Origin of the sequence: Kitasatospora sp. NPDC056800, from assembly GCF_042789775.1 — a bacterium.
Lineage (GTDB): Bacteria > Actinomycetota > Actinomycetes > Streptomycetales > Streptomycetaceae > Kitasatospora.
The window spans coordinates 41,599-52,001 of record NZ_JBHUAL010000038.1; the positions used below are offsets into that span (position 1 = coordinate 41,599).

13 protein-coding genes, 3 tRNA genes and 1 pseudogene are annotated in these 10,403 nt (G+C 75.1%); 8 read left to right on the forward strand and 9 right to left on the reverse strand.

What is annotated here, in order from left to right; all coding sequences use genetic code 11:
- Positions 1-299: tyrosine-protein phosphatase (locus ACFRQN_RS11720; protein WP_380739979.1), on the forward strand; the 299-nt coding region annotated here is incomplete at its 5' end.
- Between the two features lie 7 nt (positions 300-306).
- Here the strand turns inward: ACFRQN_RS11720 and ACFRQN_RS11725 are convergent.
- Positions 307-765: pseudogene (locus tag ACFRQN_RS11725) on the reverse strand (RICIN domain-containing protein); the annotation flags it as partial.
- A gap of 146 nt (positions 766-911) precedes the next feature.
- On the opposite strand from ACFRQN_RS11725, the gene ACFRQN_RS11730 reads away from it, so the two are divergent.
- Positions 912-2,006: a hypothetical protein gene (locus ACFRQN_RS11730; protein WP_074002184.1), complete on the forward strand. Its 1,095-nt coding sequence runs from the start codon at positions 912-914 to the stop codon at positions 2,004-2,006.
- A gap of 105 nt (positions 2,007-2,111) precedes the next feature.
- Complete coding sequence (locus tag ACFRQN_RS11735; protein ID WP_074002063.1) at positions 2,112-2,447, forward strand: hypothetical protein; 336 nt, start codon at positions 2,112-2,114, stop codon at positions 2,445-2,447.
- 7 nt (positions 2,448-2,454) lie between these two features.
- Here ACFRQN_RS11735 and ACFRQN_RS11740 read toward each other — a convergent pair whose 3' ends face one another.
- The 6 genes from ACFRQN_RS11740 to crcB (ACFRQN_RS11765) form a co-directional block, all read right to left on the reverse strand.
- Positions 2,455-3,294, reverse strand: a complete 840-nt coding sequence (locus ACFRQN_RS11740; RefSeq protein ID WP_049660839.1) for a TIGR02452 family protein — start codon at positions 3,292-3,294, stop codon at positions 2,455-2,457.
- Between the two features lie 222 nt (positions 3,295-3,516).
- Positions 3,517-5,817: a DEAD/DEAH box helicase gene (locus ACFRQN_RS11745; RefSeq protein ID WP_117488948.1), complete on the reverse strand. Its 2,301-nt coding sequence runs from the start codon at positions 5,815-5,817 to the stop codon at positions 3,517-3,519.
- A gap of 195 nt (positions 5,818-6,012) precedes the next feature.
- On the reverse strand, positions 6,013-6,753 hold the full coding sequence (locus ACFRQN_RS11750; protein ID WP_143204525.1) for a hypothetical protein: 741 nt from the start codon (positions 6,751-6,753) through the stop codon (positions 6,013-6,015).
- A 157-nt stretch (positions 6,754-6,910) separates the two neighbouring features.
- A complete protein-coding gene (gene crcB / locus ACFRQN_RS11755) occupies positions 6,911-7,285 on the reverse strand; it encodes a fluoride efflux transporter CrcB (protein WP_074002061.1) in 375 nt (124 codons plus the stop codon).
- Positions 7,282-7,680 (reverse strand): DUF190 domain-containing protein, encoded by a 399-nt coding sequence (locus ACFRQN_RS11760; RefSeq protein ID WP_380739981.1) that lies wholly within the window; start codon positions 7,678-7,680, stop codon positions 7,282-7,284. The genes crcB (ACFRQN_RS11755) and ACFRQN_RS11760 overlap by 4 nt, the downstream gene beginning before the upstream one ends.
- A complete protein-coding gene (gene crcB / locus ACFRQN_RS11765; RefSeq protein WP_198959337.1) occupies positions 7,677-8,183 on the reverse strand; it encodes a fluoride efflux transporter CrcB in 507 nt (168 codons plus the stop codon). The genes ACFRQN_RS11760 and crcB (ACFRQN_RS11765) overlap by 4 nt, the downstream gene beginning before the upstream one ends.
- A gap of 154 nt (positions 8,184-8,337) precedes the next feature.
- Here crcB (ACFRQN_RS11765) and ACFRQN_RS11770 point away from each other — a divergent pair, with 154 nt between their 5' ends.
- The 4 genes from ACFRQN_RS11770 (at position 8,338) to ACFRQN_RS11785 (ending at position 9,105) form a co-directional block, all read left to right on the forward strand.
- Entirely contained in the window at positions 8,338-8,679 is a 342-nt protein-coding gene (locus ACFRQN_RS11770; RefSeq protein WP_074002059.1) for a metallopeptidase family protein, read from the forward strand.
- A 115-nt stretch (positions 8,680-8,794) separates the two neighbouring features.
- Positions 8,795-8,867 (forward strand) — tRNA-Glu (locus tag ACFRQN_RS11775).
- Between the two features lie 63 nt (positions 8,868-8,930).
- A tRNA-Asp gene (locus ACFRQN_RS11780) sits at positions 8,931-9,004 on the forward strand.
- A 27-nt stretch (positions 9,005-9,031) separates the two neighbouring features.
- Positions 9,032-9,105 (forward strand) — tRNA-Phe (locus ACFRQN_RS11785).
- Positions 9,106-9,171: 66 nt separating this feature from the next.
- Here the strand turns inward: ACFRQN_RS11785 and ACFRQN_RS11790 are convergent.
- Both ACFRQN_RS11790 and ACFRQN_RS11795 read right to left on the reverse strand, forming a co-directional pair.
- Positions 9,172-9,576, reverse strand: coding sequence for a type II toxin-antitoxin system VapC family toxin (locus ACFRQN_RS11790; protein ID WP_380739983.1), 405 nt, complete (start codon positions 9,574-9,576; stop codon positions 9,172-9,174).
- Complete coding sequence (locus tag ACFRQN_RS11795) at positions 9,573-9,803, reverse strand: antitoxin (protein ID WP_117488944.1); 231 nt, start codon at positions 9,801-9,803, stop codon at positions 9,573-9,575. The genes ACFRQN_RS11790 and ACFRQN_RS11795 overlap by 4 nt, the downstream gene beginning before the upstream one ends.
- A 132-nt stretch (positions 9,804-9,935) precedes the next feature.
- Here ACFRQN_RS11795 and ACFRQN_RS11800 point away from each other — a divergent pair.
- On the forward strand, positions 9,936-10,403 hold a 468-nt coding region (locus ACFRQN_RS11800), incomplete at its 3' end, for a DUF3995 domain-containing protein (protein WP_380739986.1).

Consider the following 10,403-nt stretch of genomic DNA (forward strand, 5'->3'; position numbering starts at 1 on the left):
TCGGCAAGGACCGCACCGGCCTGACCATCGCCGTCCTCCAGTCCCTGCTGGGCGCCTCCGAGGCCGAGATCACCACCGACTTCCTGCGCTCCAACGTCGGCCTCGGCCTCGACAAGGGCCCCACCCCGTACGTCGACGAGACCGGCACCGAGCGGATCTCCCGCCCGGTCGACGCCGGGCACCTCGCCTCCTCGCTGGCCTGGATCCACGACCACCACGGCACCGTCCCCGACTACCTGCGCCACCACGGCACGACGGACGCCGAACTCGACGCCGTCCGCGCCAAGCTCTCGGACTGACCGGCCGTCAGCCCTCCCGGCGCTCGAAGCGCCACCACTGCGCCGGGGTGTCGGCGTCCTCCCGCTGGTGGACGTCGGCCTCCGGGGTGTCGCCCGCCGTCAGGGGCTTGCCGCTGATGAAGCTGGTCACCGTGTAGGTGCCCGGGGCGTCGACGTGGGCCTCCAGCAGCCACTCCTGGGCGCCGAAGGCGTTGGCCGACCACTGCTGGATCCGGACGCCGTCCTCCGTCGAGGCGCCGGCGACGTCCAGGCGCTTCCCGCTGCCGACGTTCTCGATGTGGAACAGCGCGCCGCCCGGGTGGACGGCGGTGAGCCGCCAGAGCCGGGCGTCGCTGCCGTCGTCCGCGCCGAGGACGATCCGGGCGCCGCTGCGCCGGGAGCCGTCGGCGACCCGCAGCAGCAGGCCGCTGCCGACGTTGCGGACGAGGTAGCTGCCGTCGGTGATCGCGGAGTCTGTCACGACCGCAGTCTGCCACCGGGCACCGACAGGCCGTCCCGCACCGCCGTACGGGCCACCGTGCGGGCCACCGTGCGGGCCGCCGGCCGAGGGCTCTGAGCCGGGGGCGCGGAGGAGTTTCCGCCGGACCGGCCCCGCCCCCTATGCTGCGGCGAATGTCCACCGAGCAGATACCGTCGCACCGTCAACAGCCCACCTTCTCCGAAGCCGTGGCCGCCCTGGAGGCCGTGGTCGCGGCCGGGGACGACGAGCGGTTCGGGCCCGCCCTCGGCCTGGTCGGCGGGCTGTTCGGCGCGGCCGACCCGGCGGAGCGGGTGGCGGCCGGCCCCCGGCTGGCCGCGCTGCTGCCGGACGCCCCGCCCTTCCCCCGCGCGCACCTGGCCATGGTGGTGGGCGCCTGCGTGGAGCACGGCGCCGACCCGGTGGCCTGCTCCGGCCCGGTGCTGGCCGGCCTGCGCGGGGCGCTGACCGGCGCGCAGCTGCTGGTCCGGCGCTGGGTCTCCACCGGCGGCGGCCCGCTGCCCAGCGCGGAGGAGGACGATCCGGCCGAGGCGCACGAGCGGATCGCCGACCCGGCGCACCTGGACGAGTGGCACGCGCACCTGGCCGTGGTCGCCTGGTGGACGCTGCACCTGTGGCAGCAGGCGGCCTGGGCGGTGTACGCGCACGCGGAGGTCCGGGCCGAGGCCCGCGCCTCGGGCGTGACCGAGGTGCTCCTGGAGCTGTTCGACCGCTACCAGGGCGAGCAGCACGACTTCAAGGGCCTGGTCCACCTGGCGCTGATGCTGGACGACGAGCCGCTGCTGGTGCTCGACCGCCCCACCGGCACCGGCTACCTGCTGCGGATGAGCGGCCTGAGCGACACCTTCCAGCTGCACACCCTGCTCGCGGACGTGCTGATCGGCGGCGGCCACCTGCCCGGCACCCCGCAGGAGCGGGAGGTGGTGGCGCTGGCCCGGACGGCGTTCCTGGACGGCCGCCGGGTGATCGCCACCGGCGCCTTCAACCTGGTCGCGCCGGACGGCTCCTGGATCTGGAACGAGGGGACGCCGGGCGATATCCCGGTGGTGGACGGCGTGCGCACCCTGGTGCTGGAGCCGCTGCCGTACGAGCGCAGCTGGTCGGCCGGGCGGTTCATCCAGGAGGTTCCGGGCGACCTGCGGCTGGAGCGGGTGCTCGACCCGGTGGAGGCCGCCCGCCGGCTGGCCGCCACGGTGCCGGGGCAGACGCCCGCCGAGGCGTTCCGGTAGACCGGGCGCTCCGGGTCCAGGCGTTCCGGGAGGCCCCGACGGCCCCGCCCGTTCACCGGGTTAGGGTCGGAAGCCGACACAGCCCCCCTACGAGTGGAGTCGACGATGGCGAAGGTCCCGAACGTGATCGCGGCCGCCGCGCCCGCCGCGCTGACCGCGGCGAGCGGTCTGGTCGGCGGTTACGGCGTCGCCCGCTGGAGCGGCCGGCGCGAACTGGGCGGCGCGGTGCTGGCGGTCGCCGGCGCCGGGGCGGCCGCGCAGTGGCGCCGGAGCTCGGGCACGGGCACCGCGGCGGCGCTGACCGGCCTGTACGTGGCGGCCTTCGGCGGCTCGCACCCGCTGGCGAAGAAGATCGGCGCCTGGCCGTCCGTGTTCGCGGTGACCGGCGTGGTCGCGGCGGCCTCCACGGCCGCGACGGCGCTCTCCGCCCGCAAGCGCTAGCCGGCCCTCACCGGACCGCGCGCTCCGCACCGAACCGGGCCTCGAAGGCGGCCCGGTTCGCCGAGACCGGCGCGCGGTCCCAGACCGCGAACACCACCCGGTCGAAGGCCGCCCCGTACCGGGCCAGCGCCCCCTCGAAGGCCTCGGCGACCTGCGCCGGGTCGTTGCCGAACACCCCGCAGCCCCAGGCGCCGAGCACCAGCGTGCGCAGCTCGTGCCGGGCGGCCGCGGCGAGCACCCGCACGGCCCGCTCGGCAAGCACGCCGCGGACGTCCGTACCGGGTGAACGCCGTTCCAGCTGACCGGCGTTGGGCGCGGGCGAGGTCAGGAAGGAGACCGGGTACGGCCGCGCCAGCAGCTCGCCGCGCCCGTCCCGGATCACCGGCACCGCCGGCGAGACGATCACCCGGTGGCTGTACCGGAGGTCGGTGGAGGCCCGGTGCGCCTCGTAGTAGTCCGGTGCCTCCAGCAGGCAGCTGTACAGCAGCGCGCTGCGGCACAGGTCCTCCTCCTGGGCGCGGGCGCCGCGCAGGTAGCCGCCGCCGGGGTTGCGCGCGGAGGCGAAGTTCAGCACCCCGACCGGCCCCGCCCCGGCGTCGACCAGCCGGCGGGCGGCCTGGACGCTCCCCTCGGCCGTCACCTCGATCCGCCCGGCCGCCGGCCCCGGCCCGCGGCCGCCCTCCGCCAGCAGCGCGTCCAGCCGCTCCGGCGCGTACGACACCGTGCCGGCCTTCGCCGCCGCCAACTCCTCCCCCACCCGCACGAGTTCACCCCCGGCCGTCCGGTAGCTCCCGCGCTCGGCGATCTCCTCGTTCACCCGTGCCACGTCGTGCAGTCTGCTGCTCATGGCCGCGACGCTACGGGACTACCGCGCCCGTGCGCCACAGGTTATTCTCACTTCCAGAACAACACCCCGGGGGGATGGCGGGGTGTCCGCGTGGGGGAAACGCGAAGGGCCCGCTCCGGGGAGGAGCGGGCCCTTCGTGCGTTTCACGCGGTCGGCCCGGCCGTGTGGTCGGCCCGGCCGCACGTTCAGCCCGGCCGGCGGTCGGTCACCGCCGGTGCGGCGTCAGTTCTTCCAGCGCGGCTTGCGGTCGTCGCCGCCACCGAAGCCACCCGAACGGCCACCGCGGTCGTCACGGTCACGGCCACCGCCGAAGCCGCCACGGTCACGGTTGAAGCCACCGCGGTCGGACTGCGGACGGCCACCGGAGCGGTGGTCGTCGCGGCGCGAGAACGGACGGCTGCTGCCGCCGCGCTCGTCACGGTCCCGGCCGAAGGACGGACGGTCGCCGAAGGAGCGGGCCGGACGGTCGCCGCCGCCGAAGCCACCCGAACGGCCGCCGCGGTCGTCACGGTCACGGTTGAAGCCACCGCGCTCGCGGTCGCCGCCACCGAAGCCACCCGAACGGCCACCACGGTCGTCACGGTCACGACCGCCACCGAAGCCGCCACGGTCACGGTTGAAGCCACCGCGCTCGCGGTCGCCGCCACCGAAGCCACCCGAACGGCCACCACGGTCGTCACGGTCACGGCCACCGCCGAAGCCGCCACGGTCACGGTTGAAGCCACCGCGCTCGCGGTCGCCGCCACCGAAGCCACCCGAACGGCCACCACGGTCATCGCGGTCACGGCCACCGCCGAAGCCACCCGAACGGCCGCCACGGTCGTCACGGTCACGGCCACCGCCGAAGCCACCCGAACGGCCACCGCGGTCGTCACGGTCACGGTCACGGCCGTAGGCCGGACGCTCGCCGCGCGCCTCGCGGTACGACGGGGCACGGTCCTCGGCCTGCGCCGCGGCGGGGGCCTCGGCGGCCGGAGCGGCCTCGGCCGACTCACCGGACTCGGCCTCGGCGGCCGGCTCCTCGTCCTCGATGCCCAGCTCGGCCCGCTCGCGCGCCGCACGGGCGGCCAGGCGGTCGGCCTCCTCGCGCAGCTCGGTGGCGCGGCGCTGCGCGCGCTCCAGCTGGCGGGTCATGTCGGCGAGCTCGCGCTCGGCGGCACCGGCGATGCCGGCCGCGCTCTCGGCCTGGACCTCGGTCAGCGAACGGGCGCCGGTGATCTTGGCGACCTCGGCGTCGAAGGCATGGTCCAGGATGTGGCGCGAGGCGTCGACGCCCGCGTCCTCCATCAGGCGGAAGACGCCGCGGCGCTGGTGCGGCAGCACCAGGGTGACGACGGCGCCGGAGCGGCCGGCGCGCGCGGTGCGGCCCGAGCGGTGCAGGTAGTCCTTGTGGTCGCCGGCCGGGTCCACGTTCAGGACCAGGTCGATGCCGTCGACGTGGATGCCGCGGGCGGCGACGTCGGTGGCGACGACGACGTTGACGTAGCCGTCCTTGAAGTCGCCGAGGACGCGGGTACGGGCGCCCTGGGTCATACCGCCGTGCAGCGCGTCGGCCTTCACGCCGGCCTCGATCAGCTGCTCGGCGACGCGGTCGGCGCCCATCTGGGTGCGGACGAAGATGATCGTGCGGCCCTTGCGGGCGGCGATCGCGTTGGTGATCGGCGCCTTGTCCTTGGGCTTCACCACGAGGATGTGGTGGGTCATGGTGGTGACCGCGCCGGCCGACGGGTCGACCTCGTGGGTGACCGGGTTCTTCAGGTAGCGCTTGACCAGGGTGTCGATCTCGTTCTCCAGGGTGGCGGAGAACAGCAGGCGCTGGCCGCCGGCCGGCACCTGGTCGAGGATCTCGGTGACCTCGGGCAGGAAGCCCATGTCGGCCATCTGGTCGGCCTCGTCGAGCACGACGGTCCGGACGTCGGCGAGCTTGGCGCTGCCGCGGTTCAGCAGGTCGCGCAGACGGCCGGGGGTGGCGACGAGGATGTCGACGCCGCGCTCCAGCGCGTAGATCTGGTTCGACATCGAGGTGCCGCCGCAGACGACCTTGAGCTTGAGGCCGAGCACCGAGCCGAACGGCTCCAGGGCGTCGGCGACCTGCATGGCCAGCTCACGGGTCGGGACGAGGATCAGGCCGCGCGGGTGCTTGGGCTTGGTGCGCTCGCCGTCGGCCAGGCGGGTCAGCAGCGGCAGGCCGAAGCTGAGGGTCTTGCCGGAGCCGGTGCGGCCACGGCCCAGCACGTCCTTGCCGGCCAGGGCGTCCGGGATGGTCGCGGCCTGGATCGGGAACGGGGTGGTGACACCGCGCTTGGCGAGGGCACGCACGACGTCGTCGTGCAGACCCAGGTCGCCGAAGGTGATGGTGGGCTCGGCGGCCGCCTCCTCGGTGGCCTCCACGGTCTCCACGGCCTCGGCGATCACCTCGTCCGCGGCGGTGTCGGTGATGTCGTTGATGTCGTTGGTGTCGGTGACATCGGCGGCGGCCTCGTTCGCGGGCATGGCGAAGCGGGCGTCGTCAACGAGAGACATGCAAAACCTTCCGGAAGTGGCACGCGCCAAAGTCCGGGGTTCTGTTTCACAACCGCCTCTATGCGGTCAGCCACGGATCGCCGGAACGCGCCAAGGGCGCCAGATGGGAATAGGGCGCCAGTCAAATGGATCAAACGAACGATCTACCACCATAGACGAACCTGGGGATCAGAGGCAAACCCCCTGCTCAATCACCTAATGCGCGACCACCCGCGGGCTCGGGGCCGAGGAACCGGAGCTGCCGGAGGACGGGTCCGGGGCCGGCGGGACGGTCGCGGCGGGCGAGCTGTGCTCGGGCGCCGGAGTGCCGGACGGGTGGCTGCTCGGGGTGGACGAGGGCGTCCCGGCCGAGCCGCCGCCGGAGCGGCCCTCCCCGGTGCCGCCCGCCCCGCCGGTGCCGCCGGAGCCCGCCGTACCGCCCGACCCGCCCGGGCCACCGCCCGGGTGCGGCACGGGACTTGTGTTCGCACCGCCCGCCGAACCGCCGCCCGGACCGCCGTCGGGAGCGCCCGACCCCGGCACCGGGACCACCCCGGCCACCGCGCCGTTCGCCCCCTGGGCCGCCTCCCCGGGCGCCGTCACGGTGGCCCCGTTCGCCCCGCCCTCGCCCTGGAGGCCCCCCGGCCGCTCCGGATGGCCCGAGGCCCCGCCCGGGTGCCCGGCCCCCGGCGAGGCCGAGGGCCCGCCCGTCGCCCCCGGCCGGGCCGCCGGACCGGCCTGCCCGACCGGCGCCACGCCGTGCTTCTCCTCCGCCGCCGGGCCGACGGACATGCACCCGGTCAGCCCGAGCCCGGTCACCGTCAGCAGCGCCGCCGCCCGTACCGCGCGCGAGCGCGGGAGCGCCGCCGCCCGCCCCGGAGCCGTACGCGCCGCGGCCAGCCGCACCCGCACCGCCCGTACCGCCCGCACCGTCCGTGCCGCCCGTACCGAAGCCACTGAGGTCCCTCTCTACCGCCCCACCCGGGCCGCCCACTCGCGCGCGGCCGCTTTTGGTGCCCAACGCGCGCCCGGCCCGGCGGGACACGGGCAGCGCCCAAGCTCGCCCGGGTCGGGAGGGCGCACCGGCCCCTCCCGAGGGCTTCCGGCGCCCCGCTCAGCCCCAGAGGGCCGAGGCCAGCTCCGCGCCCGCGTAGACCGCGGCCAGCCCGGCCGCCACGCTGCCGGCCGCGTTGGCCAGCGCGTACCGTCCGGCCCCGGTCTCGGCCAGCCGCAGGGTCTCGTACGAGAAGGTCGAGTAGGTGGTCAGCGCCCCGCAGAGCCCCGTCCCCAGCAGCAGCTGGACCTGCGAGGAGGCCGCGCCCGCCGCCACCGCGCCGGTCACCAGCCCGAGGACCAGGCAGCCGACCACGTTCACCGTGAACGTCCCCCACGGGAACACCGAGTCGTGCCGGGACTGCACCGCCCGGTCGGTCAGGTACCGCAGCGGCGCGCCGACCACCGCGCCCGCCACCACCAGCAGCCAGTTCACTCCGCCGTCTCCCCCCGGCCCGGATCCCGGCCCGCGTCCCGGCCCGGCTCCGCCGCCGGCCCCCGGCCCGCGTAGGTCACGACCTCGCAGCGGTCCAGCAGCACCAGCCCGTCCGCCACCATCCCGTCCAGCTGAGGCAGGAACGCCCGCACCCGCTCCTCCTCGTCCACGATCACCACCGCCACCGGCAGGTCCTCGCTCAGCGACAGCAGCCGCGTGGTGTGCACCAGCGACGAGGCCCCGAACCCCTCGATCCCCCGGAACACGCTCGTCCCGGCCAGCCCGGCCGCCCGGGCCCGGTGCACGATCTCGCTGTACAGCGGGCGGTGCCGCCACCGGTCGTTCTCCCCGACCAGCACGGTCAGCCGGAGCGCCGGCCCGCTCAGCCGGCTCACCGCGCGCCCCCGCCGGGCGCCGTCGCGCCCCGTTCGGCCCCGCGGCGGACGGCCCGGTGGACCAGACGCCGGGTCAGTCCGGCCGCCGCCCACACCGCGAACAGCGCGCCCGCCAGCGTCAGCCCGAGGTACGCCACGGCGGGCCCCGGCCGGCCGCCCTCCAGCAGGCGGCGGACGTCCACCGCGTACGTCGAGAAGGTGGTGAACCCGCCCAGCACCCCGGTGCCGAAGAACGGCCGCACCAGCGGATGCGCCTGGCGCCCCTCGGTGATCACCACCAGGAACACCCCGATCACCGCGCAGCCGACCACGTTGACCAGCAGCGTCGTCCACGGGAAGGCCGACGGCCCGGTCCGCCAGCCGAGCCCGGCCGCGTACCGGGCGACCGCCCCGATCGCCCCGCCCAGCGCGACCACCGCCACCGCCCGCCCCTGCCCGCGCAGCACCGGCGGCCGGGCCCGGCCGAGCCGTCCGCCGGGGGCCGGCGCCGCGCCCGACGGCAGCACCCGGGCCGGGCCGTCCGCCGCGGTGCCCCCGGGCGCGGCGCCGTCCGCGGCGTCGTCCACGGCGCCCTCCGAAGTCGTCACAGCCCCATCAAACACCGGCCCCCGCCACCTGGCACACCGTCATCCGGCACCGGACAATGATCCGGTGGAGATGACCCGGGAAGAGTTCGAATCGCTGGTCGGCGACGCCCTCGACCAGATCCCCCCGCAGCTCGCGGCCATGATGGACAACGTCGCGATCTTCGTCGAGGACGAGCCCGACCCGAGCGACCCCGAGCTGCTCGGCCTCTACGAGGGGACCCCGCTCACCGAGCGCGGCGAGTGGTACGCGGGCGTCCTGCCCGACCGCATCCTGATCTACCGCGGCCCCACCCTGCGCCACTGCGAGACCCACGAGCAGGTGGTCGAGGAGGTCCGCACCACCGTCATCCACGAGGTCGCCCACCACTTCGGCTTCGACGACCACGAACTGGACGAGCTGGGCTGGTCCTGACCCCCGCCCACGGGCCCCGCCCCCCACCCGGCCGAAACCCGTTTTGGCGATCCGCCCCGCATCCCATATGCTTCTCGACGTCCCCGAACGCTGGGAACAGCGGGACAGGCCACAAGCCCTCATCGTCTAGTGGCCCAGGACGCCGCCCTTTCAAGGCGGTAGCACGGGTTCGAATCCCGTTGGGGGCACGCAGTACCGTAGTAAAGTGCAGTGCGCAAGACCGCAAGACCCTGAGTGGTTCGCCACTTCTAGGTCCCGTGGAGCAGTTGGTTAGCTCGCCACCCTGTCAAGGTGGAGGTCGCGGGTTCAAGTCCCGTCGGGATCGCTCGTCTCGCAAGAGACGGTGCAGTACGGCCAGGTAGCTCAGTTGGTACGAGCGTCCGCCTGAAAAGCGGAAGGTCGCCGGTTCGACCCCGGCCCTGGCCACAACCCGGAAGCCCCCGTAGCGAATTCGCTACGGGGGCTTCGCCGTTCTCCCGCCCCGCCGGCCGACTAGGCGAAGACCTCGATCGCGCACCTGGCCGCGCCGCTGCGTCGGATGCGGGCGTCGCTGGTGACCAGGGGGACGACGAGGGTCTCGGCGAGTGCCACGTACTGGGCGTCGTAGGCGCTGATGTCGTGGTGGAGCTCCCGGACCCGCTGCCAGAGGACCAGCGTCTCGTGCTTGGTGACGGCGAGCGCCTGGTAGTCGGCGATCGCCTTCTCCGCCTCCTTCGCCGTGAGCTTCCCGCCCCGGACCATGCCGAACAGGGCCGAGACGAGCTCGTAGTCGAGCAGGCCCGGGGCGGCGAGCACATCCAGGTCGCGGAGCCGGGCGCGGACGGCGCGGCCGGCCGGGCCGTGGTCGGCGAGTGCCCGGACCAGGGCCGAGCAGTCCACGACGACGGTGGAGGTCACCGGCGCTCCCGGCCCTCGTCGATCGCCGAGAGGATGTCGGCGGTGCTGATCTCGGTCCGGGCCTCCCGGTCGAGCCTGGTCATCATCTCGGCGAGCGACGGGGTGGCCGCCTCGCGGGTGACGAGGTCGAGCAGGTAGGCCTGGAGGCTCTTTCCGGCCTGCGCGGCCTTCAGCTTGAGGGTGTCCAGGATCGGGTCCGGGACTTCGCGGATGGTGATGGCTGTCATGCCTGCATTTTAGCTGCACCAGCTGCATATTGCTGGCACTTCCGGGTGGGCGACCGTTTCCCCCTGGAGGGGGAGGGGGTACCGCCCGCGGGACGATCCGGCGGGGTGGGGCGGCGCGGGACCGTGGACGGCATGGAGACGACACGGGACACGGGGTGGAACCGGGTGGCGCGGGGCGCCGGGTACGCGGCGTCGGGGTGGGCGGTGGCCTTCGCGCTGGTGCACGTGTACTGGCTGGCGGACGGGCGGCTGGGGCTGCCGGACGGGCTGTCGGTGTGGAGCAGCACGCCGCTGCTGGTGATCGACGTGATCGCGATCCCGCTGTGCGCGGTGGCCGCGGCGGTGGCGCTGGCGCCGGTGCGGCGGTGGGGTGCCCGGGTGCCGGCCCGGCTGCTGGGCTTCGCGCTGTGGGGCACCACCGCGCTGCTGGTGCTGCACGCCGCGCCGTCGGTGCCGGACTGGATCGCGCTGGCCACCGGCGGCCGGTCGGGGGCCGGGCTGGACGCGATGGCCCGGTTCGCGACCTTCGGCTACGAGCCGTTCTTCCTGGCGGGCGGCCTGCTGTTCGCGGTCGTCTCGGCCGCCCGGCTCACCGTCCGC